Raw genomic sequence first — 22,935 nt, 5'->3', positions numbered from 1 at the left:
GTTCCCGGCCGCGGCGACCTGGCCCGGTCCGGTCAGCTCTCCTGGGTGTCGACGTAGGCGACCGCGTGCTTGGCCGTGACCGAGGTCCACGGCACGATGACGACGGCGCCGTTCCGCTCGAACACCCGTGCGTCGTCCCCCTCGGTGCCGTACTTCTGCGGCAGCTCCGCCACCTCCGCCGCCTTGCCGGTGGCCGCGTCCAGGCGGACGAGCCGGGGAGGCAGGTCGCGCCAGTCGCCGACCTCCAGGGCGAGCAGGCCGTGGTCGTCGGCGCGGACGAGGTTCAGCATCGTGGGCTGGGTGCCGGACGACTCCCACACCTGCTTGCCGGTCGTGAGATCGAAGGCGAGCGCCTTGTCGCCCGACCGCGCCTTGCCCGGCACGTTCTCCGGAAAGGTCGTGAGGTAGAGACGGTCGCCGTGCACGGCGTAGCGGCGCTGCTCGAACATCCCGTCCACAAACGCGACCGTGTTCATCGCGAGCATGTCCACCTTGCCGGTCGTGAACTCGCTGACCTTGCCGCCCCGGTCGTCGACGACGGTGAAGGTGCTCTTGTCGCCGTTCTCCTGGCGGACGATCAGCGGATCGGCCGACAGCACCAGGCTCATCAGGCTGAGATCGCCCATCTTGTATCGCCACCCGGTCCTGCCGCTCTTCGGGTCGAGCACCTGCACGATGCCGCCCGAACCCTCGAAGCTGCAGTCGAGGAGCAGGGCCACCCGCGTGGCCGCCGTGTTCACGTCCTTGACGTGGCAGCCCTGGGGAAACTGGGCCGTCCACTGCTTCGCGCCGTCCGACAGGCGGTAGCCGGACAGGACGCGGTTCGCGTACACGACGGCGACGCCGCCCGCGTTCATGATCCGAGGCACGGTGAGCGAGTTGGCCAGCCGGGACTTCTCCGCCGGGATCCTGATCTTCCAGGTGATCTTCCCTGTCGCGGCGTCGACCCCGGCCAGGTGGTCGCACAGCCGGTCACTGCCGTACGCCACGGCGCCCTTGCCGTTCTCCAGGTCGGCGGCGGCGCCGCAGAGCTGGTCGCCGGGCGAGGGGGTGCCCCAGGCGCGCTTGCCCGAGGCCAGGTCGTAGGCGAGCACCCCGTCCCGCTGCACCCGGATCACCGTTTTGTCGGTCAGCCAGCCCGCGAACGCGAGCCCCTGGGTGAAGTCCATGCTGTCGGCACTCGCGAGCGGGACGGACCACTCCCCCGCGCCCCCGCCGGAGGCGGTGCCGGATCCGCCGCCCGCGACGAGCCAGGCGGTTCCCGCGCCCACCGCCAGCAGCACCACCAGCCCGAGCGCGACGAACAGCGCCGTCCTGCCCGTGCGGCCGGGCACCTGCGGCTGCGGCGGAAGCCCCTGGGCGGGATGTCCCAGAGCGGCGTAGCCCTGGCCGGCGTAACCCTGGCCGGGGTAGCCCCCCTGCTTAACGGCGTAGCCCTGCTGACCGGGGTAGCCCTGGCCGGGGTAGCCCTGCTGACCGGCGTAGCCCTGCTGATCCGGATACCAGGGCGCCTGGCCCTGCCCGGGCGGGGCGGGGGCCGGAGCGGCCTGGCCCGGCTGGGGCTGCGGCTGCGGCTGCGGCTGTCCCCAGGGCTCCGAGTACGGCGAGCCCCGGTATCCCTGACCCGGCTGGCCCTGACCTGGCTGGCCCTGACCTGGCTGGCCCTGACCCGGCTGCCCGTAGGGCGCCGGTGCGCCGGGGGCACCCGGACCCCATGGCACGGCTTGGCCGGGCGGGCCGTACGCCGGAGGGACCGGGGCCTGCGGGACCAGCCCGGCCTGGCCCGACGACGCGGGTTCACCCCACTGCCCCTGACCGCCCGGCTGCCCGTACGCCGTCTGACCGGGCGCGGCCTGGCCATAGGCCGACTGGCCGTACGCCGACTGGCCGTACGCCGACTGGCCGTACGCCGGCTGACCGGGCGCCGGCTGACCGGGTGCGGCCTGGCCATCGGCCGAGTAGCCGGGTGCGGCCTGACCCGGTGCAGGCTGACCCGGTGCGAGCTGATTGGGTGCGAGCTGGTGGCCCCAGCCGCCGGCGTCACCCGGCTGTCCCTGGCCGAGGTGCGGCTGATCCTGCTCGCCGTAGGGCGATCGGCCCGGGCCGTAGGGGTACGGCGAGGGCGGGGTGGGCCCGCCGTACGGGTTCCCGGTGTGCTGATCCGTCACGTCTGTCCCCCGATCACCCGAGCTGGGCGCGGACGTAGTCCGCCCACTGCCGCTCGAAGTCCGCCTTGGTCACGCCGAGCACCTGAAACAGGGCAGCCTCGCTGTCGTCACCCGGCGCCCGGTAGGCCGCGACCACGCCCTCGACCAGCTTCCGCTCGCCGTACCGCTTGGCGGCGAACCGCATGGCCAGATGCCCCATGAGGTAGTTGACGCTGGTCATCTGCTTGAAGTCCCAAAGGGCGTTGGTCGGCAGCTTTCCGTCGAACGGCATGGCGAGCCGTCCCGCCACGTAGGCGCGGCCCTCGTTGATACGCCGGTTCTGGCTGATCGGCCGGTTGCGGCCGGCCACGTACTCGGCGAAGCCCTCGGTGATCCAGTTCGCCCTGCCGAACAGGGCGAACTGCGCACTGTCGAGCCCGGCGACGAGCGAGTGCGCGAGCTCGTGCTCGGAAATCTCCACGATCCCCTGCTCGTTCCCGAAGAACTCGGACGTCGTGTCCATGACGACGCGAGTGCCGCCGATCTTCACGGTGTCGTTCCCGATCCCCCAGCGCGGCATGGGGATGGAAACGCCGGCCTCGTTCGCCTTGGCCGTACGGAACAGCCTGCCGAGCTGGGCCTTCCCCTCGACCAGCGCGACCACGAACCCGGTCGGCACCGCCGCGTCCGGATCGCCGTTCTTCTGCCAGAAGGCCAGATCGCTCGCGGCGGCGGCGGAGACGGCCGGCGCCACGCGCCGGGCCAGGGCGGCGTCCCGCGGCCTGGCGAGGACGAGGCTGCCGCCCGCCTTCACCACCGCGATGTCCGGCCAGATGTCCCACGGTCCGGGGTAGTACATCGTCTTCGACGCCTCGCCGCTGATCGTCGGCGGCGCGCCCTCCACCTTCGTCACGACGAGGGGCGCTTTCGGCGACGCCTTCTCGATGGTCCAGCGGTACCACTCGGACACCGGGCGCAGGTCGATGCCGGCGAACCGGTGGACGAACGCGACGTCCTGGGTGAACTTCACGCCACGCCCGAAACTGTCCTGAGCCCGGCCCTGGCGGCGCAACACCTGGTAGGACTTCTCGGCCAGCGGCATCTTGCGCAGGTTGGCGAAGACTCTCGCCTGGTCGCGGACCAGAGCGGCGTTCTTCCGATCGAAGATCGAGGTGAACGCCTTCGCGTCACCCGAGGCCAGTGCCCTGCTGTGCGCCTGCACCAGATTGGTGATCTCGTCGTCCTTCACGACGACCGTGTTCGGGTCGGTGGCGGCGTCGCCCGTGGTGTCGTCGCCGGAGCCGCCGCCCCGCAGGACCAGGCCCACTCCCGCACCCACCGCGACGACGAGGACGAGGGACAGGATGCCGAGCGTCACCCACAGCCCCGTCTTACGCCCGGGGGTGGGAGGCGGAGGGGGAGGCGGAGGCTGCCACTGCTGTGGTGGAGGGCCGTACCGCCATTGCTGCGGAGGGGGAGGTGGAGACTGCCACTGCGGCGGAGGCTGAGGCGGATACTGCTGGTGATAACCGGGCCCCGTCGTCACTCTTGCCCCGTAATGCTCAGAGTTACCGAAAGGCGTAAAGCGTATCAGTGGTCAAGAAGCGGGCACGGGCGCTTCCCCAGATGCGCCACGAATACCCTCGAACCTCCTCTGACCAGGCGTTATGGAGCCTGAAGCAGGGCGCCAGGCGTAGCCGAACAGTCCATCCGCCCGGCCACGCCTCTGGTGAAGCGGAGGCCGGACTCGACACGGCCCAGTCGCGCAGCGTCCGCGTGCGGCGCCGACGCCTGATCGTCTACGGGGATGCCCGCGGCCGGGGGCGTACGGCGATCCCGCAAGCAGGCCACACAGGCACGTCTTTCGGGTAGTGTGCAGAGAAACAGGTTGTGTCGAAGTCCCAGTATGCGTAACAGCGCCTGCGGAGCTATGACAGCGGGCGTCTACCGTACGAAGCCAAGCCACGGCTTTCAGAAGGCGGTCGGTCGCAGCAGCCCGAGGATCACACCCGTGGCTCTCGAGATCGTCTCATCAAGGAGAGAAAGCATGGCTCAGGGAACCGTCAAGTGGTTCAACGCCGAGAAGGGTTTCGGCTTCATCGCCCCCGACGACGGCACGCCTGACGTCTTCGTCCATTACTCGGCCATCGACGCGGGTGGCTACCGGTCGCTGGAGGAGAACCAGCGGGTCGAGTACACCGCGGGCCAGGGCGCCAAGGGCCCCCAGGCCGAGCAGGTGCGGCCGCTGTAGGCAGCGCCGCACGGCGGCCGATGAGGGCTGGGTCGATCCGGCCCTCATCCGACAGGCATCCGGCCCCGGGCTCTCGCCGAGCCCGGGGCCGTGTCATGCGCACGACGACTCCCGGCGGAACTCAGGCAGCGGCTCCGAGCGCCCTCGCCGGTGATTCGGCGGGCGGTTCGCCTGCCCCGGCCCCGGCAGCATCGGCACCGCCGCCGACGTTCAGGTAGGCGGCCGGAATGCTGTGTGGGGGCCGTGCGGGGATACCCACGTGGGCCGGTCCCATCCTTACGATGAGGAGAAACGTATGACCACGGGCGCTCCCGCCGGGCTGCTCTACCTACTGAGCGTCGGCAAGGAAAAGGAACTGATCCTCCGTGTGCACGGCACGATGCCCACGGCGGAGGAACTCGTCGAGTGGATGAAGCAGGGCAGCGTGGTGTCCCTCCAGATCTCCCACGAGGGCGAGGCGGGCACCTTCACGTACGTGGTCAATTTCGGGCATGTGGTGGCAGCTCGGCTCGCTCCCTACACCACGACACGGATCAGCAGCTTCTGATCCCCCGCGCACGGCCCGCTACGGCTTTCCGGGCCGTCGGCTCGGTTCGACCCCCCGCCTTCCGCGCTGTGGAGTCCTGCGCCTGTGTCGCGGACAGGCTCCGGGCCTTCGGTTCACCGCGGGCACACCGTGCCGGGCGTCGCCGTACGCGTCGCTCGCTCGGCACATCCTCGCGGCGACCGTAGCCATCAGGCACGACCGGGCGACCGGATGTCCCGTCACCCGATTCCTGATCGCTCAGGAGCACGGATCGGACTTCGGACCACTCCTCTAGTGGGCCGCGATGGGCAATTGGACGATGAAGCAGGCGCCGCCGAGCGGGGAGGATTCGACCCAGACGGCTCCGTGGTGGGCCTTCGCTATGTCTCGGGTGATGGCCAAGCCGAGGCCGGTGCCGGCGCAGCCCCGCTGGGAAATGGTTTTGAGCTGGTACAGCCGGTCGAAGATGCGTTCCCTGTCCTTCTCGGGCACGCCCGAGCCGTCGTCGGACACTACGATCCGCGCATTGCCGTCGCTGCGCTCGACATGGACCTGCACCTGGTTGGTGGCGTGGTGCTGAGCGTTGTCCACCAGGTTGGTGATGACCTGGCAGAGCCGTGTGCGCATGGCCATGACCTCGACACCGGGAATGCAGATGACCTGGGTCGGAATGGGATCGTTGCGGTAACCGATCTCCTGCCTGACCAGTTCGCACAGGTCGATCCGTTCCCAGTCGGCTTGGGCGGCGCGGGAGCGGGCGATCAGAAGCAGTGCGGCGACCAGCGCCTCCAGTCGATCCACTCCGCGTAGTACCGCTTCCAGCACGCGGGGATAGTCGGCTTCGCCAGGACGGGTGGTCGCTTCTTCCACCGTGACGCGTATCCCGGCCAGCGGAGAGCGGATCTCGTGGGCGATGTTGAAGGCGAACTGCCGTTCACGGTCCAGCATGTCCAAACTCGCGTTGATGTTGTCGACCAGCTGCATCACCTGCCGAGGGTCATGCTCCTGAGCGATCTGGGCGTGTTCATCGCTGATGTTGATCTCGGCAAGGTCGCCGGAGATGGCGCCCACCCGCCGCAGCAGCCGGTGGACCAGGATCCGGCCTGCCACCGCGGCGGCCAGCACCACCGCGAGGCTCCGCCACCGCATGAAAGAACTGGCGTCTCTCCTTGGACCTGCGCGCTCCAGCCGCTCTCTCAGGATCGATCTGCCCATCAGATGCTCCCCAAGCACCATCCCGCCGTGGGTTCCCTACCCTCCCGATCAGCCGATTCACCCTCGGACGAATCCCTGGCTGATGGACCGTGCCGGGTTGACGGAGGCCGGGTCGGCGGCGCGGCACCGGCCGGACAGGGCGCGGAGGCCGTGCGCGGCGCCACGCTGAGATCACGGCTGCCCCGTCATCCGCGCGGGTCGCCGAGATCGGGGCGCCGAGGTGGTCCGTTCCGTCCCTCCAGAGGTCCCGCTCCGGTAGGGCGGCTGTCGAGCCTCGACCGTGACGAACGCGTGACGTCGTGCTGAGGACCTTGGTCCCGGCGATCGTGGGCTTTACGGCCGCCCCCGGCCCGACCTGGCTGGTCGCGCTGAACGCCGCGACCCTGGCCGTGCTGTACGGCGTGGCCGCCGGGCCGTGGCCGGTGGCGGCGGCCGGGGCCGCGGCGGTGGTCGGCGTGGTCGTCTGGAACGCCACGGTGCTGGCCGGGATGCTCGAACGGGCGCTGCCCGGTCCGTTCCGCCATGTCATCGGCTGGTACCTGGCCGCCGCGGGTGCGCTGGCGGTGGGCGGCACCTTGGGCGGGCTGCTCGCCGCGCACGTGGCGAACGGCCCGATGCACGAGCGCCTGCACGCCGCTCACGCCGAGACGAACCTGTTCGGCTGGGTGGCCATGACGGTGCTCGGCACGCTGTTCACGCTCTGGCCGACGGTCCTGCGGACGCGGGTTTCCCCGCTGACCCGGCGCAGCTCCCGCCTCGCGCTGCGGCTGGCCGTGGCCGGCCTCGGTCTGACGCTGCCCGGCCTGCTGCTGGGGTCGCGCTGGGTCGTGGTGGCCGGGCTGGCGGTGTATCTGGTCGCGGTGGCCGTCGCGCTGACCCCCTGGCGGAGACGCTGCGGCGGCGCCGCCCGCAATTCAACGGCACCGCCGCCGGTTACGACCACGCTCCCCTCGCGGCCAGGGCCGGCGAACGGGTGCGCATCTGGGTGGTCGCGGCCGGTCCCGGGTCGGGAACCGCCTTCCACGTGGTCGGGGTGCCGTTCGACACCGTCTACAAGGAAGGCGCATATCTGCTCAAGAGAGGCGAACCGGGGGGCGCCCAGGTGCTGGACCTGGCCCCGGCCCAGGGCGGCTTCGCCGAGCTGGTCTTTCCCGAACCCGGGCACTACCCCTTCGTCGACCACGCCATGCCGCGCGCCGAGGCCGGCGCCCACGGAATCTTCGCGGTGACCGCGCCATGACCTGGTGGTCGGTCATCCGATTCCTGCACGTGGTCGGCGCGGCCCTGTGGGTCGGCGGTCAGCTGGCGGTCTCGCTCGTCCTGCTGCCACTGGCCCGGCGCCTGCTCGACGCCGAGCGGCGGGCCGCCGTGCTCGGCGCTGTCGGGCGGCGGTTCGGCCTCTTCACCGTCACGGCGTTCCTTCCCGTCCAGCTCGTCACCGGGGTCGCCATCGCGGTGCACAAGGGCGTCACCTGGGCCGCGCTGGCGGAGCCGGGTTACGGGCGGATCCTGGCCGCGAAGCTCCTGCTGTTCTGTGCGGTACTGTCGGCGGCCGGGCTGCACGGCTGGGCCGTCGGCACTGGGCGGCCGGCCGCCGCGCGGGCGCTCGCCACCGCCGCGCTCGTCGGCTCGCTCGGCGTCGTGCTCCTGGCCACCGCCCTGCCCGCGACGTGGCTCAAGCGCCTGTCGATCAGGCCGGCGGTGAGGTGGTGCTCGCCCGGACGACCAGACTGGCCGTGCTGACCTGTCGCGAGCCCGGGGAACGGTCGTCGATCGTGTCTGCCAGCACCCGTGCGGTCTGCACGCCGTACGCCTGGATGTCCCACGAGAGCGCGGTCAGCGCCGGGCGTACCATCACGCACAGCTGCGAGTCGTCGCCGGCCACGATCGACAGCTCATCCGGTATGGCGACGCCCATTTCCTGTGCCACGTTGAGCGCGGCGGTGGCCATCACGTCGTTGTCGAACATGATCGCGGTCGGGCGGTCGCGCTGGGACAGCAGCGTCCGCGTGGCCCGCATGCCTTCCTCCCAGCTGTAGTCGGTCTCGACGACCTGTGGTTCGCCGAGGCCGTGGCCGAGCACGGCCTGGCGGAAGGCCGCGATGCGCACCTGCGTGTGCTCCAGAGCGGGCAACCCCGCGACGCGGGCGATGCGGCGGTGTCCGAGCGCCACGAGGTAGTCGACCGCCGCGACCACGGCTGCCGCGTCGTCGGTCCAGACAGCGGGTAACTCGGTGTCCGGCCGGGGCCGGCCGACCAGAACGGCCGGGATCTGGAGTTCCTCGAGCACCGGGATCCGCGCGTCCTCCGTCCACAGGTCGGTGATGACCATGCCGTCGACGCGCCGTTCGGCCCAGCACAGCCGCATCGCCTCGATCGCGGCGTGGTGGTCCTCGACGACCTGGAGAAGCAGTGCGGTGCGCCGCCCGGACAGTTCGCGTTCCAGCCCGGCGATGAACCGCATGAAGAACGGCTCGACACCGAGCGTGTCCGCGGGGCGGGCGATGATCAGGCCGACGCTGTGCGCCCGGGACCCGGACAGGGACCTGGCCGCCACACTCGGCCGCCAGCCGATCTCGTCGGCGATGTCGAGGATGAGTTTGCGGGTTTCCGCGGACACCCCCGGCCGGCCGTTGAGCGCGTACGACACGGCGCCGATCGAGACACCGGCCCGTGCCGCGATCTCGGCGATGGTCGGCCGCTTCACTGCATCCCCCCTCACGGTCCTGACCATTTTGTTACCGCTGCCCGAAGAGGAACAGCACCGAATCGCTTTTCCCATGCCTGTCGGAGGGCGGGGACGTCCGCCAGAACCGCGAAGGATTCTTAAGCGCTTAAGTCATCAGGTTGGCGAGATCCCCGTTACCAAGCGAACGACCAAGGAACACGGCGACCGTCCGGCGCGTGGTCGACGTCCGGGGACGTTGCTGAAACTTTCTCGATACCCGCTCACCATTTACGATCTTGAGCATCCTCCGCTCTGGCCGCGAGCATTCGGCAACCGTCGACAGACCCGCACGTCCAGATCGACTTTTCACGTGGCGTGACGAGGAGGACCACTTCTGTCGCCTTGCGTGTCCCAACCCGCTTCACGCCCTCGCCGAGAGACGGCCTTGACTTAAGCACTTAAGTAACCCACCGTTCATCCACAGCGCTGCTCTCGACGGCCGTCCCGGTCCCAGTAAGGAGGCTTCGATGCAACTTCGTGGCAAATTCGCGGCAGCCGCCGCAGGAATGCTGGCCGCGGCCGGCACGTTCGCGATATCCGTCCCCGCCACGGCCGCCCCCGGCGGGTGCTCTGTGCAGTACAAGGTCGTCAGCGAGTGGCAGGGCGGCTTCCAGGGCGACATCGCGATCACCAGCCTCGGCGGCTCGCTGACCGGCTGGACGTTGGAGTTCGACTTCCCCGCCGCCGGCCAGGGCGTGAGCAACGGCTGGAGCGCCGACTGGTCGCAGTCCGGCGCGCACGTCACCGCCAAGAACCTGAGCTGGAACGGCAACGTCCCCTCCAACGGCTCGGTGTCGATCGGCTTCATCGGCAAATGGGGCGGGAGCAACCCGGTTCCCGCCGCGTTCAAGGTCAACGGCGTCACCTGTACCGGCGCGTCCCCGAGCCCAAGCCCAAGCCCGAGCCCAAGCCCGTCCCCGAAACCGAGCCCGTCTCCCAGCCCGTCCCCGTCCCCGTCTCCCAGCCCGTCCCCGTCCCCGTCTCCCAGCCCCCCGCCCGGCGGGCCGGCCCCGCAGTTGCATGTCTCAGGCAACACGTTGGTGACTTCGGCCGGCAAGCCGTACCGGCTGCTGGGAGTCAACCGCTCCAGCGGCGAGTTCGCCTGCATCCAGGGCAGGGGAATGTGGGACGGCCCGGCGGATCAGGCCTCCGTCGACGCGATGAAGCCCTGGAACATCCACGTGGTGCGGATTCCGCTGAACGAGGAGTGCTGGCTGGCGACCGGCAACGTGCCCTCGGGCGGAACCAGCGGCGCGGCCTACCAGCAGGCGGTCAAGGACTACGTGAACCTGCTGATCACCAACGGGATCACTCCGATCGTCGAGATGCACTGGAACTACGGCCAGTACACGGGGGCGGGCGCGGGCTGCTCGGATGTGGCGGCGACCTGCCAGAAGCCCATGCCCGACGCGAAGTACGCCCCGACGTTCTGGACCCAGGTGGCGAACACCTTCAAGGGCAACAACGCCGTCATCTTCGACCTGTTCAACGAGCCCTATCCGGACGCGGCCAACAACTGGACGGACGCCACCGCGGCGTGGACCTGCCTGCGTGACGGCGGCACCTGCACCGGAATCGGCTACGAGGTCGCCGGCATGCAGGCCCTGGTCGACGCGGTCCGTGCCACCGGAGCCGTCAACGTCATCATGACGGGCGGTCTGACCTGGACCAACGACCTGAGCCAGTGGCTGAAGTACAAGCCGAAAGACCCGACCGGCAACCTGATGGCCTCCTGGCACTCCTACAACTTCAACGGGTGCGTGGACACCACCTGCTGGAACAACACGATCGGCGCCGTCGCCGCGCAGGTGCCGGTGGTGGCCGGTGAGATCGGCCAGAACACCTGCGCCCACGACTACATCGACAAGGTCATGAACTGGGCCGACGCGAACGGTGTCGGTTACCTCGCCTGGACCTGGAACGCCTGGGGCGTCTGCGACAGCTCGGGCAACGTCCTCATCACCGACGCCAACGGCACTCCGACCAGCACCTTCGGCGAGGGATTCAAGGCCCACCTGGTGACACAGAACCCCTACGCGTGATCCCCTGTCCCAGCCACAGCACGGGCCCAGCCACCCTCCGGCCGGCTGGGCCCGTCGCCGATCAGCGGGGTGCGGCGGACGCGGACGTCGACGAGGTGCTCGCCCCCTTCAGGATGCGGTCCACCACATCGGCGGCCGAGTAGTCGCCGGGCAGCCCGTCGAGAAAGCCGATGTCCTGGCCGAGGGTGAGCAGCGGGGGCTCCGCATAACCGTCCGGGCGGTGCTGCCCGAGGCCGATCGCGGCGAGCAGCCCGTTGCACAGGCACCGGCGCTCGGCGGTCTCCTCCGCGCGACCGCCCTTGCGGACGTAGGTCTCCACGGGTTCCGCCGGGCAGCGGTAGCCGACCCCGCCGTCCGGCTTCTGGTAGGGCGTGCGCAGGTAGCCCAGGTCGCACAGCCGGGCCCGCTCCGCGTAGACGCCGGAGTCGGACAGCGTGCCGGGGACGTGGGCGACCTTGAAGGGGAAGCCGGCAGGGGACGCGTGAGGGTCGTTGCGGACCTCGAGTGTGCCGTCGGCGGCGCCGCGCAGCAGTCGCCGCCTCAGCTCGTCGTCCAGACCGGACTCCCGGCACAGGGCGAACGCCGACCCCACCTGGACCCCGGCGGCCCCCATCTCCAGCGCTCTGGCGAGCCCGTCGGGCGTGCCGTACCCGCCTGCGAGCCAGAACGGCAGGCCGAGCGCCGCGACCTTGCCGGTGTCCACCTCGTCGCGCGGGCCATACACGGGTTCGCCCGCCTCGTCCAGCCGCAACCGGCCGCGCGGCGGCGCGCTGTGGCCGCCCGCCGACGGCGACTCGATCACGAACCCGTCCGGCCTGGTGCCCCCCGAGCGCGCGAGGTAGGCGGCCAGGACGTGCGAGGAGACGATCGCCAGCAGCCGGGGCCGCGCCGGCGGCGCGAGCGCCCCGCCGAGCAGCGCCGCCGGATCGAGGCCGACCGTGTGCGGCGTCTCGCCGCCGGCCACGGCCACCGAGATCTCCGCCGGCCGGTGCGCCGCGAGGTCGTCGAGCAGCCGCGGGATCTCCGCGGGGATGCCGGCGCCCATCAGCACGTAGTCGACCCCGGCGAGCATCGCCCCGTAGACCGCGGCCGGCGTGGCCATCTGGATCTTCTCCAGGTAGTTGACCCCGATCAGGCCGTCGTGCCCCTCCTTGGCGAGCAGGACCTCGGCGAAGTTGGCGACCACGGCCAGCTCGTCCGCGACCTGGCCGCGCCGCAGCCCCAGACGCGGCACCGGCCGGTACGGCCTGCCGCTGCCGGCCCCGCCGGCCACGAAGTAGCGGGCCAGGATCCGCTCGGCGATCTCGGGGACCGGGAAACGAGCCAGCGCCCGGCGCAGATGCCCTCCCGGATCCCCCTGCTGCAACCGCCGGGCCAGCGTGACGTCGAGCGCCGTGCCCGACACCACACCGAGCTGGCCGGCGCTCGCCACCGCGCGTGCCAGCCGCCACCCGGACACCCCCACACCCATCCCGCCCTGTATCAGGACGGGCGGCGCCACCCCTGCGGGCCCGGTCCGCGCTACCGGGAAGCCTTCCGTACGGCGATCCACGTCGGACAACCCGCATCCCCCCAAAAATCCCAGGTTCTCGCCTGCTGCCCGCCGGCGACAGGACACGGCGGGGCCGATCATGAGTCCACCACGGCCGGAGAGGGGGCTGTAGTGACAAAGGTCCCCGGGCAGGGGGGCGGGGGTCCTCCCGCCTACCGGTCCGAGGCCAGCGCGGCGCCCGTGGCGACCAGCGCGGCGCCTGTCCCGGTCAGCAGCACACCGAGGCCGATGACCAGTGACGTGAGCTCCCAGGCCTGGTGCGCGTTCAGCAGCGAGGCACGCAACATCTGGCCCATGAACGCCGTCCGCCGCGCCTCCGCCAGTTTGTCGTCCCCGCCCTCCGCCGCCAGCAGCTCGGCGGAGACCTGGGAGTAGGTGCGGCCACCCGTGGCCCGCAGCACGTTCCTCCCGATCACCTCGGCGTACGCCCTGGCTTCGGGACCGGTCTCCACGACCCTGCCCTCGTCCCTGCCCTTGTCCCCGGCCGGCTCGGCGGCGGACTCCTTCCCCGGCACGGCGATCATCTGGCTGCGAAGTTCGGCGCGGATCGCCGCCCGGGCCCTTCCGCCCCTGACCACCAGCACCGGGCCCGCGGTCAGCATCGCGGTGCCCGCGCCGGCCGAAAGCACCGTCGCCAGCCCTCTGACGAACCTCATCCATGGCTCCTCTCGTAAACCTCCGGAACCCCCTTCCGGGTCACCGGACGCGGCGGGGCCGCTGGGGTGTCAGCGGCCGGCTGGGGACACGCTCCGGCGTGTGGCCGCCTCCCGCAGGGCGGCCGGCGCGGGCGGCGCGGCCGGGACGGGCCCGCGCCGCGCGCGGTAGACGACGTACGGGCGCCACAGGTAGGCCAGCGGCGCCGACCAGACGTGGACGAGCCGGGTGAAGGGCCACAACGCCAGGAACAGGAAGCCGCCGATGGCGTGCGCCTGGTAGACCAGCGGCGCGCCGGTCATCAGGTCGCTGCGCGGGGAGAGCCAGAACACGCTGCGGAACCAGACGGCGATCGTCTCCCGGTAGTCGTACCCGGGCCCGAGCAGGTTGACGGCGACGGTGGCGGCCATGCCGAGCGCGATCATGACCGCCAGGGCGGCGTAGAGCACCTTGTCCATCGGGGTGGTCGCGCGCCGGACCCGTCCGTTGACGAAGCGGCGGGCGATGAGCAGGACCAGTCCGGCCACGAGCATGGCGCCGGTCAGCGTGCCGCCCCAGACCGCGGTCAGGTGGTAGAGGTGCTCGGGGATCCGAAGCGCCGCGGTCACCGAGGCCGGCACCAGCAGCCCCATGGCGTGCCCGCCGATGACCCCGAACGCGCCGAGGTGGAACAGCGGCGATCCCAGGCGCAGGATCCGGCTCTCCAGCAGCTGGCTGGTGTGCGTGGTCCAGCCGAACTGGTCGTGGCGCCACCGCCACACGTGGCCGCCGACGAACACCGCCAGGCACAGGTACGGCAGGACGATCCAGACGACGGTGTTCATCGGGCCTCCGAGGAGGTGCAGGTGGGGTAGGGAGCGAGGCCGACGCCGCTGAGGGAGTCCGGGCCGAAGGAGTCCGGGCCGACGGGGTCCAGGCCGACGGACTCGACCGGCGGGCCGTCGAGGGCCAGGTCCGCGACGGCCTCCCGGTCGGCGTCGGTCAGCTCCGGCAGGACGGCGGTGATCGCGTCGAGGAGCAGGTGGTACGGCGTGCCGAGGTCGGCGAGGGCGGCGCGCAGCAGTTCGATGCCGCGCCGGTGCTGGCGCAGCGGCGCCTCCCCTTCACCGGGGCCGATCGTGGCGGCGAACTCGAGCACGACCGGCAGCAGGTCGGGCAGTTCACCGGCGGCCAGCCGCAGGCCGTGGGCGCGGTAGCGCCGCTTGAGGATGAGCAGCGCCATCCCCCGCTTGCGGGTGTCGCCGTGCAGGTAGTACGTCAGGTACAGGCCGGACCGGCGGCGCAGGTCGAAGGTCTGCACGTAGTGCCGCTGCGCGTCGATCGGCTCGGTGCCGCTCAGCCAGGAGAGGAACTTCTCGACCTGGCCGCGCAGCCGCGGGTGCTCGATGCGGGCGGCGGCGCCGCGCAGCTCGTCGCGGGCGTCGAGCAGCTCGGCGTCCGGGTAGGTGAGCAGCACCGATGTGAGCTGGAACAGGCGGGTCCGGTCGGCCGCGGTCACCGGAGCGGCGTCGATCGAGGGCGCGGTCATGACCGGCCCCGCCGCGCGGGGTCGATGGACAGACCCGTACGCCCGTCGGGCCGCCGCGACGTGAGCCCCCGCCGGTCGGCGTGCACGTCGTCGTCGCCGCCGACGAGGTGGAAGCGCTCCACGGTGGCCGGCTGCGAGCCGCTTGTGCCCTGCCCACCCATGCCGGGGCCGCCCTCGCAGTCGAGCGAGCAGCCGTCCGTCGCGGCGGCCTGCGCTTCGAGGGCGGCGGCGTCCCCGCCGTAGGCGGCCGGGATGACGTACCGCTCGTCGTACTTGGCGATCGCCAGCAGCCGGTACATCGACTCGACCTGCTCGGCGGTCATCCCGATGCCGTCCAGCAGGTCCTGCGCGACGGTGCCGTCCAGCGTGCGGGCCCGCATGTACGAACGCATCGCGGCCAGCTTCATCAGGACGCCGGCGGCGGCGTCGGCGTCACCGGCGGTGAACAGTTCGGCGAGGTACTCCACCGGGATGCGCAGGTCCCGGATGGTGTGGAAGACGTCGTCGGCGTCGGTGTCGTCACGACCGGCGGCGCCGGTCGCGTCGAGCACCGGCGACAGCGGCGGGACGTACCAGACCATCGGCAGCGTCCGATACTCCGGGTGCAGCGGCAGCGCGATCCGATACTCGCTGATCAGCCGCCACACGGGGGACGCCTTCGCGGCCTCGATCCACTCCTCGGGCATGCCGGCGTCGCGGGCGGCCTGCCGCACCGCCGGGTCGTGCGGGTCGAGGAGGACGTCACGCTGGGCGTCGAGCAGGTCGCGCTCGTCCGGCACGGACGCGGCGGCGAGCACGGCGTCCTCGTCGTAGAAGACGATGCCGAGGTAGCGCAGCCGCCCCACGCACGTCTCGGAGCAGATGGTGGGCTGGCCTGCCTCGATCCGCGGGAAGCACAGGGTGCATTTCTCGGCCTTGCCGGTGGCGTGGTTGACGTACACCTTCTTGTACGGGCACGCCGGCACGCACATCCGCCAGCCACGGCACCTGTTCTGGTCGACCAGGACGATGCCGTCCTCCTCCCGCTTGTACATGGCGCCGGACGGGCAGGCCGACACGCAGGCCGGGTTGAGGCAGTGCTCGCAGATCCGCGGAAGGTGGAACATGAAGGTCTTCTCGAACTCGAACCTGACCTTCGCCGCGGCCTCGGCGGGCATCCGGGTGATGTTCGGGTCGCGGCCGGCCCGCTCGTGCGCGCCACCGAGGCCGTCCTCCCAGTTCGCTCCCCATTCCACGGCCGCCGGTTCGCCCGTCAGCGCGGAGTACGGCCGCTTGACCGGCGTGTCGGCCAGGCCGCCGGGCGCGCTCACCAGGATGTCCTTGTCGAACGTCACCGGCTCGTAGTAGTCGTCGATCGACGGCAGATCGGGGTTGGCGAAGATGCGGGTCAGCCGCTTCATCCGGCCGCCGGAGCGCAGGGTGAGCCGGCCCCTGCCGTCGAGCTTCCACCCGCCGTGCCAGCGATCCTGGTCCTCGTAGTGCTTGGGATATCCGATGCCGGGCTTGGTCTCGACGTTGTTGAACCACACGTACTCGGTGCCCTCGCGGTTGGTCCAGGTCTGCTTGCAGGTGACGGAGCAGGTGTGACAACCGATGCACTTGTCGAGGTTCATCACCATCGCGACCTGCGCGCGGATCCTCATCAGTACTCCACTTCCTGGGCACGGCGGCGGATCACCGTGATCTCGTCGCGCTGGCTGCCGATCGGCCCGTAGTAGTTGAAGGCGTAGGTGAGCTGGGCGTGCCCGCCCGCGAGGTGGGTGGGCTTGACCAGCAGCCGGGTCATCGAGTTGTGGTAGCCGCCGCGCCGGCCGCTCTTCTCGGCCTTGGGCACGTTCACCGTCCGCTCCGGCGAGTGGTACTGGAACACCGTGCCCTCGGGCATCCGGTGGCTGACGACGGCGCGGGCGACGACGACGCCGTTGCGGTTGTGCGCCTCGATCCACTCGTTGTCCCTGACGCCGATCTTCGCGGCGTCCTCGACGCTCATCCAGATCACCGGCCCGCCCCGGGACAGCGCGAGCATCAGCTCGTTGTCGTGGTACATCGAGTGGATCGACCACTTGGCGTGCGGGGTCAGGAACCGGACCGTCACGCCGCCGTCGACGAGCTCGCCGGGCCTGCCGAAGTGACGCGCCATGTTCAGCGGCGGGCGGAAGGCGGGCAGTTGCTCGCCGAGCTCGGCGACCCAGTCGTGCTCGACGAAGAAGTGCTGCCGCCCGGTGAGGGTGTGCCAGGGCTTCGACCGTTCGACGTTGAGCGTGAACGGCGAGTAGCGACGGCCGCCCTTCTCCGATCCGGACCACTCGGGGCTGGTGAACACCGGCTGCGGCGCGGCCTGGGTGTCCGGGTAGGAGATGTGGTCGGTCTCGTGGCCCTCGATCAGGTCGGCGAACCGCTGCCCGGTGCGCAGTTCCAGAGCGGCGAAACCGGCGGCGGCCACCCGGCCGTTGGTCGTGCCGGACAGCGCCAGGATCGCCTCGCACATCCGGTCGGCGGTCGCGAGCGACGGGCGTCCGGCGAACGGGCCGTCGGCGACGACGCCGTTCTGGTGGGCGAGATACTCGATCTCCGGCGTGACGTCGACCGTGATCGCCTTGGTGGTGGTGCCGAGGGTGTCGAGCAGCGGCCCCACCGCGCGCATCTTGGCGCCGATCAGCGTGTAGTCGCGTTCGATCTCGACGAGCTTCGGCATCGTCACGCCGGGCACGGGCGGGCACTCCCCCGCTTTCCAGTCCCGCACCCGGCCGCCCGGCATGGCGAGCTCGTCGGGTGTGTCGTGCTGCAGCGGCACCGCGAGGACGTCGCGGCGTACGCCGAGGTGGGTGGCCGCGAGCTCGCTGAACCGGTCGGCGAGGGCGAGGAAGGCGTCGTAGTCGGTGTGCGCGTCCGCCGGCGGCGCGACGGCCGGGCTGAAGGCGTGCACGAACGGGTGCATGTCCGTGGTCGAGATGTCGTGCTTCTCATACCAGGTGGCGGCCGGGAGGACCACGTCGGCGTGCAGCCCGGTGTTGGTCATCCGGAAGTCGATCGCGGTGAGCAGGTCGAGCTTCCCGGTCGGCGCCTCGTCGCGCCAGACCACGTCGCGGGGCCGCTGACCGGGGTCGCACTCCTGCGCCCCGGCGAGGGAGTCCACGCCGAGCAGGTGCCGCATGAAGTACTCGTTGCCCTTGCCCGAGGAGCCCAGCAGGTTGGCCCGCCACAGGGTGAGGCAGCGGGGGAAGTTCGCGGGGTCGTCGGGATCCTCGGCGACCGCCTTGAGCCGTCCGGCCTTGAGTTCGTCCACGATGTGCTGCCGCACGGTGCGGCCCGCCTCGGCCGCCTCGTCGGTGAGGTCGAGAGGGTTGCGGTTGAACGCCGGGTGGCCGGGGCTCCAGCCCATCCGCTGAGCGGCGGCGATCGTGTCCGCGAACGTCATGCCGGTGAACCGGCCGGTGCCCAGCGGCGAGGACAGCTCGTCGGCGGGCACCCGCTCGTAGCGCCACTGGTCGGTGTGCAGATACCAGTACGGCGTGGCGGCCTGGTGGCGCATCGGACGCTGCCAGTCGAAGGCGAAGGACATGTGCTGCTGGCCGGTCAGCGGCCTGGCCTTCTCCTGACCGACGTAGTGCGCCCAGCCGCCGCCGTTGACGCCCTGGCAGCCGGTCAGCGTGACGAGCGCGATGAAGGCCCGGTAGGTCATGTCGGAGTGGAACCACTGGTTGGCGCCGGCGCCGAGCACGATCAGGGAGCGGCCCCGGCTGCGTTCGGCGTTGCGCGCGAACTCGCGGGCGATCCGGGCGGCGAGCGCGGCGGGAACCCCGGTGATCTGCTCCTGCCAGGCGGGGGTGTTGGGCTCGCCGGCGTCGTCGTACCCGGTCGGCCAGCTGCCCGGCAGGTCGCCGCGGCGCACGCCGTACTGCGCCATCAGCAGGTCGAACACGGTCGTGACGAGGTGGCCGCCCATCCGCGTGACCGGCACGCCCCGGCGCATCGTGGCGCCGCCTTCGGTGTCTCCGACGTCGAACCGGGCCAGCTCGACCTCGACGGCGTCGGCGGTGAGCCCGAGCAGGCCGAGTGCGGGCACGGCCTCGCCGAGGTCGAGGTTCCACCGGCCTGCGTCCCGCTCGCCGTAACGGAACCCGAGCGAGCCGTTCGGCACGACCGGCTCGCCCGTACGCCGGTCGACGAGCACCGTCTTGTGGGCGGCGGCCGGATCGTGCTCATCGTCCCGGTCGTCGTCGCCGAGGTCCCTGGCGGTGAGGAAACGGTCGGGCGTCCAGGCGCCGTTGTCACGCTGCCGGAGCGTGACGAGGAACGGCAGGTCGGTGTATCGGCGGACGTAGTCGGTGAAGTACGGCACCTCGCGGTCGCGGAAGAACTCGGTGAGGATGACGTGGCCCATGGCCATCGCCAGGGCGCCGTCGGTGCCGGGGTGCGGCGCGAGCCAGTCGTCGGCGAACTTGACGTTGTCCGCGTAGTCGGGGCTCACCGCGACGACCTTGGTGCCCCGGTAGCGGGCCTCCGCGAGGAAGTGCGCGTCCGGGGTCCGGGTCACCGGAATGTTGGAGCCCCACATCATCAGGTAGGTGGAGTTCCACCAGTCGCCCGCCTCGGGCACGTCGGTCTGGTCGCCCCAGATCTGCGGGGACGCGACCGGCAGGTCGGCGTACCAGTCGTAGAAGCTCAGCAGCGTGCCGCCCAGCAGCGCGTGATACCGGGTGCCGGCGGCGAACGACGCCATCGACATCGCCGGGATCGGGGAGAACCCCACGACGCGGTCCGGGCCGTACGTCTTCGTCGTGTAGACGTGGGCGGCGGCGATCATGGTGATCGCCTCGTTTGAGGAAACGACGCGCGGCCAGCAGGGGCGCCACACCGGGCACCGAGTCGGTGGCGGGAGAACCGGCGGCGTCCTGGGACGGGCGTGGTGACACGGCGATGCACTCCTTCGATGAAGCCGATGCGGCGCGCGGCGCGCCGCGTATGCCAGGCTCCTCCGATGCGGGGTCGCACGGCAGGTGCCGGCCGTCCCGTCCGGCCGGGACCTTGGTCCTGTGGTGATCGGCAGCCCCGCGGTGATCGGCGGGCGTGGCGGCGGGTGCCCCCAGAAACCGGCACCCCAGAAACCGGCAACAGCGTGCCGACCCGGGCTCGGACCTTCTCGACGGCCTCCCATTCGTCGGTGCCCAGGGCCGCCAACGCCGCCGGGAACACCCCGTCCTGCTCTTTGAGGATGTGGGCGCGCAGGAGGTTCAGGACGTCGAGCAGCCTGAGCGGCCAGCCCGGGTCGGCGGGTGCGCCGTCCGCGGCCTCCCCCAGGACCGCCTCGACGCGCCGGTGCAGATCGTGCTCGCGGGTCAGCTCGCCGATCGCGGTCACGGCCTGGCAGCCGCAGTACTCACACATGTGCTTTCGACCCTTCGATCAGGCCCGGCCCGGCCGCGCGACGGGCCGTCCGGGCGACGGCGGTGGTGTCCAGCAGCAGGGCGGCCAGCGCGACCAGGGCCAGCAGCGCCAGCCCCAGGGCGTAGGTGCCGTACCGGCCGTAGATGAAGCCCATCAGCAGTGGCGGCACGAAGCCGCCCAGACCGCCCGCGGCGCCCACGATCCCGGTGACCGAGCCGACCTTGTTCGCCGGGGCGAGCAGCGCCACCAGGGCGAAGGTCGCGCCGCTGCCGGCGCCGAGCGCGGCGGCCATGGACAGGAACGCGACCGTGCCGAGGGGCGCCAGCGGGGGCGTGAACGCCTGGACCGCGGCGCCGGCCACGACGACGAGCAGCGTGCCGGCGAGCACCCTGGTCGGCGCGAACCGGTCGGACAGCCACCCGCCGACCGGGCGCATCAGCACCGCCAGCAGCACGAACCCGGCCATCCGATTGGAGGCGTCGGCCTGGGCCAGTCCGTACGCGGTCTTGAGGTAGGCGGGCAGGTAGACCGAGAACGCCACGTATCCGCCGAACGCCACCGCGTACAGCGCCGAGGCCTGCCAGGTCACCCGCAGCCGCAGCGTGGCCGCCAGCCGGCGCGCCAGCGACTCGGCCGGCACCGCCCGGCCCGGCGCGTCCCGCAGCAGCAGGGCCGCCACCACCGCGTACGCGACGAGCACGACGGCGGTGACCACGAACGGGGTCGCGGTGCCGCCCGCGTCGGTCAGCGTGACCGTGGTCAGCGCGCTGATGGCGGTGCCGCCCATGCCCGCGCCGAACACGCCGACGGCCAGGCCGCGCCGCGTGGGCGGGAACCAGGCGTTGACGAACGGCACGCCGATCGCGAAGGCCGTGCCGCCGATGCCGAGGAAGAAGCCTCCGGCCAGCAGCCCGGCCAGCGACGTCTGGCCCGCCAGCCCCAGGTAGAGCACCGGCACGACGGTGGCCAGCGACACCAGCGGGAACATGACGCGGCCGCCGTACCGGTCCGTCAGCGCACCGACCGGGATGCGGCCCAGCGACCCGACCACCACCGGCACCGCCACGACCAGCGCCTGCTGGAAGGGGCTCAGGTGCAGGGCCTCCTTGAACTTCGGCGCCAGCGGGCTGAGCAGCGCCCAGGCCCAGAAGTTGATCGCGAAGCCGACCGTGGCCAAGGTCAGCATCAGCGCCGGACGCCCGCCGGCCGGTCGGGCGTCCGGCTGACCGGCCGGCGCGTCCCCCGCACTCATGGTTGCCTCCACTGTGTATCGCTCTGGGCGCGGCGATCGAAGCTGTCACCGCTGGGCGTACACAGCGTCTCCGGCAGGTAGATCAACGGGACAGGGACCTTGGACCTCTCCGCACGGGCCCCGCGTCACCCCTCATCACGGACGGTCGCCCCGGAGGGGAAACCGGTGGCGCGAGGTGATGCGCGCGGCATCGCGCTCGGGACGGTTCGCCGGCGGGCGGTTCCGGCGGAGGTCAGTACGCGTAGCGGTGCACGGTCTCCGGGTGGATGACGACGCGCAAGAGGTCGGCGGCCAGCATCGTGGCGAGATCGTCGGCCCGGGCCTGGTCGTCGAGGTCCCAGTAACGGGCGGCGAGGCGGGAACACAGGTCGTGCGCTCCGTCGGCCTCCACCGTGGCGCGGCCGGCGACGGACACCCAGCGCTCGCGCTCACCCACCGGGGCTGCGACGACGATCGAGGCGCGGGGGTCGCGGCGCAGGCGCCGCACCTTCAGCGAGTCCGGCTCCGTGAAAAACTGGATCGTCCCCTCCGGGGTGGCCTCGAACCACACTGGCCGGGGCTGTGGCGGCTGTGTTCCCCCGGCCACGGACAGGAACCCGTGCAGGGGGCGTCCGAGGAACTCGAGGTCCTCGGCGGTCAGCAGGCCGGTGGCGGTGCTCATCGCGGCCCTTTCGGAAGAACCCGCGCCACGAACTCCTGCACCGGTCCGTGCGCCGAGGACGAGGGTGGTGTCGTTGCTCATGGCAGCGATACAACGGCACCCGCTCGGACGAATCCATAGGTGAAAAGCCGGATCGCCTGTGTGATCGTCTAACGTCGGTGGAGTGGACGCGTTCAGTGACCTCTTCCGCGGGATACGGGCCCAGGGCTCGTTGTTCGGCAGCTCGACCCTGACCCCGCCCTGGGCGCTGCGCTTCGTGGACGGCGCGCCGCTGATGTTGTGCACCGTCCTCGGCGGGGCGGGCTGGATCGTGCCGGAGCACCACCCGCCCGAACAGCTCCGCGCCGGCGAGACGGTCATCGTGCGGGGCCCCGCACCGTTCACCTTCGTCGACGAGGTCGGCACCCGGGCCGAACCGATCGCCTGCGGCGAGCACTGCGCGACGCCCGAGCAGGGCGGGACCCGGCATCGGCGCGGTTGGAACGACAGCTGCGGCGACTCCGGTGACGGCGCGACGACGCTGATCGTCGGCGCCTACCCGGTGCGCGGCGAGATCAGCCGCAGGCTGCTGGACGCGCTGCCCGTCGTGCTGCGCGTGGCTTCCGGCGGCGGGGCCGACGCCGTCCTGGACCACCTCGCCGCCGAGGTCGCCGCCGACATCCGGGCCAGCAGGTGGTCCTGGACCGGCTGCTGGACTGGATGCTGGTCTGCGCACTGCGCGAGTACTTCGACCGGCCGGGCGGCGAACCGCCGGCCTGGTACGCCGCCCAGCGGGACCCGGTGGTCGGAGACGCGCTGCGCCTGCTGCACACCGAACCGGCGGCGCCCTGGACGGTCTCCTCACTGGCCGACCGGACCGGGGTGTCGCGTTCCACACTGGCGAAGCGGTTCGCCGACCTGGTCGGCACCCGCCCCCCGAGGCCGCGGTGGATGCGACGGCCCACGGCGACTGCGCTCTCACTGCTTTCACCATGGGGCCGTCGCCTTCCCC

At 71.5% G+C, this 22,935-nt stretch carries 16 protein-coding genes and 2 pseudogenes; 6 read left to right on the top strand and 12 right to left on the bottom strand.

The window, feature by feature from the left end:
- Positions 1-32: 32 nt before the first annotated feature.
- Both ABZ857_RS36325 and ABZ857_RS36320 read right to left on the bottom strand, forming a co-directional pair.
- Positions 33-2,168 carry a PQQ-binding-like beta-propeller repeat protein gene (locus ABZ857_RS36325; protein ID WP_357052738.1) on the bottom strand — a complete coding sequence of 712 codons (2,136 nt, stop codon included), beginning with the start codon at positions 2,166-2,168 and terminating at the stop codon, positions 33-35.
- Positions 2,169-2,181: 13 nt separating this feature from the next.
- Positions 2,182-3,525 (bottom strand): hypothetical protein, encoded by a 1,344-nt coding sequence (locus ABZ857_RS36320; RefSeq protein ID WP_357052735.1) that lies wholly within the window; start codon positions 3,523-3,525, stop codon positions 2,182-2,184.
- Between the two features lie 669 nt (positions 3,526-4,194).
- Here ABZ857_RS36320 and ABZ857_RS36315 point away from each other — a divergent pair.
- Together ABZ857_RS36315 and ABZ857_RS36310 are read left to right on the top strand one after the other, a co-directional pair.
- Entirely contained in the window at positions 4,195-4,398 is a 204-nt protein-coding gene (locus ABZ857_RS36315; RefSeq protein ID WP_139577431.1) for a cold-shock protein, read from the top strand.
- A gap of 295 nt (positions 4,399-4,693) precedes the next feature.
- Positions 4,694-4,945 carry a hypothetical protein gene (locus tag ABZ857_RS36310; RefSeq protein WP_357052732.1) on the top strand — a complete coding sequence of 84 codons (252 nt, stop codon included), beginning with the start codon at positions 4,694-4,696 and terminating at the stop codon, positions 4,943-4,945.
- A gap of 270 nt (positions 4,946-5,215) precedes the next feature.
- Here ABZ857_RS36310 and ABZ857_RS36305 read toward each other — a convergent pair whose 3' ends face one another.
- The gene (locus ABZ857_RS36305) at positions 5,216-6,139 is read right to left on the bottom strand and encodes a HAMP domain-containing sensor histidine kinase (RefSeq protein WP_357052729.1); all 924 of its coding nucleotides are present in this window, start codon (positions 6,137-6,139) and stop codon (positions 5,216-5,218) included.
- A 299-nt stretch (positions 6,140-6,438) separates the two neighbouring features.
- Between ABZ857_RS36305 and ABZ857_RS36300 the strand changes: the two genes are divergently transcribed.
- Positions 6,439-7,368 carry a hypothetical protein gene (locus ABZ857_RS36300; RefSeq protein WP_357052726.1) on the top strand — a complete coding sequence of 310 codons (930 nt, stop codon included), beginning with the start codon at positions 6,439-6,441 and terminating at the stop codon, positions 7,366-7,368.
- Between the two features lie 7 nt (positions 7,369-7,375).
- Complete coding sequence (locus tag ABZ857_RS36295; RefSeq protein ID WP_357052723.1) at positions 7,376-7,882, top strand: hypothetical protein; 507 nt, start codon at positions 7,376-7,378, stop codon at positions 7,880-7,882.
- Here ABZ857_RS36295 and ABZ857_RS36290 read toward each other — a convergent pair.
- Entirely contained in the window at positions 7,830-8,846 is a 1,017-nt protein-coding gene (locus ABZ857_RS36290) for a LacI family DNA-binding transcriptional regulator (protein WP_357052720.1), read from the bottom strand. The two genes, ABZ857_RS36295 and ABZ857_RS36290, sit on opposite strands and share 53 nt — an antisense overlap.
- Before the next feature lie 488 nt (positions 8,847-9,334).
- Here ABZ857_RS36290 and ABZ857_RS36285 point away from each other — a divergent pair, with 488 nt between their 5' ends.
- Positions 9,335-10,909 (top strand): cellulase family glycosylhydrolase, encoded by a 1,575-nt coding sequence (locus tag ABZ857_RS36285; RefSeq protein ID WP_357052717.1) that lies wholly within the window; start codon positions 9,335-9,337, stop codon positions 10,907-10,909.
- A gap of 61 nt (positions 10,910-10,970) precedes the next feature.
- Here the strand turns inward: ABZ857_RS36285 and ABZ857_RS36280 are convergent, their stop codons facing one another.
- The 8 genes and pseudogenes from ABZ857_RS36280 to ABZ857_RS36245 all read right to left on the bottom strand — a co-directional run bounded on the left by ABZ857_RS36280 (position 10,971) and on the right by ABZ857_RS36245 (position 21,944).
- A complete protein-coding gene (locus tag ABZ857_RS36280) occupies positions 10,971-12,380 on the bottom strand; it encodes a nitronate monooxygenase (protein WP_357052714.1) in 1,410 nt (469 codons plus the stop codon).
- Positions 12,381-12,613: 233 nt separating this feature from the next.
- Entirely contained in the window at positions 12,614-13,117 is a 504-nt protein-coding gene (locus tag ABZ857_RS36275) for a hypothetical protein (protein ID WP_357052712.1), read from the bottom strand.
- 69 nt (positions 13,118-13,186) lie between these two features.
- Entirely contained in the window at positions 13,187-13,939 is a 753-nt protein-coding gene (gene narI, locus ABZ857_RS36270; protein WP_357052709.1) for a respiratory nitrate reductase subunit gamma, read from the bottom strand.
- Positions 13,936-14,643, bottom strand: a complete 708-nt coding sequence (gene narJ, locus ABZ857_RS36265) for a nitrate reductase molybdenum cofactor assembly chaperone (RefSeq protein WP_357052706.1) — start codon at positions 14,641-14,643, stop codon at positions 13,936-13,938. Before narJ ends, narI begins: the two co-directional genes overlap by 4 nt.
- Positions 14,640-16,286 carry a nitrate reductase subunit beta gene (gene narH, locus ABZ857_RS36260; RefSeq protein WP_357052703.1) on the bottom strand — a complete coding sequence of 549 codons (1,647 nt, stop codon included), beginning with the start codon at positions 16,284-16,286 and terminating at the stop codon, positions 14,640-14,642. Before narH ends, narJ begins: the two co-directional genes overlap by 4 nt.
- Positions 16,286-19,465, bottom strand: a pseudogene (locus ABZ857_RS36255) (nitrate reductase subunit alpha); the annotation flags it as partial. The gene narH and the pseudogene ABZ857_RS36255, both read right to left, overlap by 1 nt.
- 558 nt (positions 19,466-20,023) lie before the next feature.
- Complete coding sequence (locus tag ABZ857_RS36250) at positions 20,024-21,283, bottom strand: MFS transporter (protein WP_357052701.1); 1,260 nt, start codon at positions 21,281-21,283, stop codon at positions 20,024-20,026.
- A 232-nt stretch (positions 21,284-21,515) separates the two neighbouring features.
- The gene (locus tag ABZ857_RS36245) at positions 21,516-21,944 is read right to left on the bottom strand and encodes a pyridoxamine 5'-phosphate oxidase family protein (protein WP_357052698.1); all 429 of its coding nucleotides are present in this window, start codon (positions 21,942-21,944) and stop codon (positions 21,516-21,518) included.
- 163 nt (positions 21,945-22,107) lie between these two features.
- On the opposite strand from ABZ857_RS36245, the pseudogene ABZ857_RS36240 reads away from it, so the two are divergent.
- Positions 22,108-22,935 (top strand): annotated as a pseudogene (locus ABZ857_RS36240) (cupin domain-containing protein); the annotation flags it as partial.

This window comes from Microbispora sp. NPDC046933 (assembly GCF_040644635.1).
In the GTDB taxonomy this organism is placed as follows: domain Bacteria; phylum Actinomycetota; class Actinomycetes; order Streptosporangiales; family Streptosporangiaceae; genus Microbispora.
This window is presented reverse-complemented; position numbering and strand designations above follow the sequence as displayed.

Excerpts from the sequence above, each read along its gene's own strand:
- ABZ857_RS36315 (WP_139577431.1), top strand. The coding sequence starts at position 4,195 with ATGGCTCAGGGAACCGTCAAGTGGTTCAACGCCGAGAAGGGTTTCGGC.
- ABZ857_RS36310 (WP_357052732.1), top strand. The coding sequence starts at position 4,694 with ATGACCACGGGCGCTCCCGCCGGGCTGCTCTACCTACTGAGCGTCGGC.
- ABZ857_RS36305 (WP_357052729.1), bottom strand. The coding sequence starts at position 6,139 with ATGGGCAGATCGATCCTGAGAGAGCGGCTGGAGCGCGCAGGTCCAAGG.
- ABZ857_RS36295 (WP_357052723.1), top strand. The coding sequence starts at position 7,376 with ATGACCTGGTGGTCGGTCATCCGATTCCTGCACGTGGTCGGCGCGGCC.
- ABZ857_RS36285 (WP_357052717.1), top strand. The coding sequence starts at position 9,335 with ATGCAACTTCGTGGCAAATTCGCGGCAGCCGCCGCAGGAATGCTGGCC.
- ABZ857_RS36280 (WP_357052714.1), bottom strand. The coding sequence starts at position 12,380 with ATGGGTGTGGGGGTGTCCGGGTGGCGGCTGGCACGCGCGGTGGCGAGC.
- ABZ857_RS36275 (WP_357052712.1), bottom strand. The coding sequence starts at position 13,117 with ATGAGGTTCGTCAGAGGGCTGGCGACGGTGCTTTCGGCCGGCGCGGGC.
- narI (WP_357052709.1), bottom strand. The coding sequence starts at position 13,939 with ATGAACACCGTCGTCTGGATCGTCCTGCCGTACCTGTGCCTGGCGGTG.
- narJ (WP_357052706.1), bottom strand. The coding sequence starts at position 14,643 with ATGACCGCGCCCTCGATCGACGCCGCTCCGGTGACCGCGGCCGACCGG.
- narH (WP_357052703.1), bottom strand. The coding sequence starts at position 16,286 with ATGAGGATCCGCGCGCAGGTCGCGATGGTGATGAACCTCGACAAGTGC.
- ABZ857_RS36250 (WP_357052701.1), bottom strand. The coding sequence starts at position 21,283 with ATGAGTGCGGGGGACGCGCCGGCCGGTCAGCCGGACGCCCGACCGGCC.
- ABZ857_RS36245 (WP_357052698.1), bottom strand. The coding sequence starts at position 21,944 with ATGAGCACCGCCACCGGCCTGCTGACCGCCGAGGACCTCGAGTTCCTC.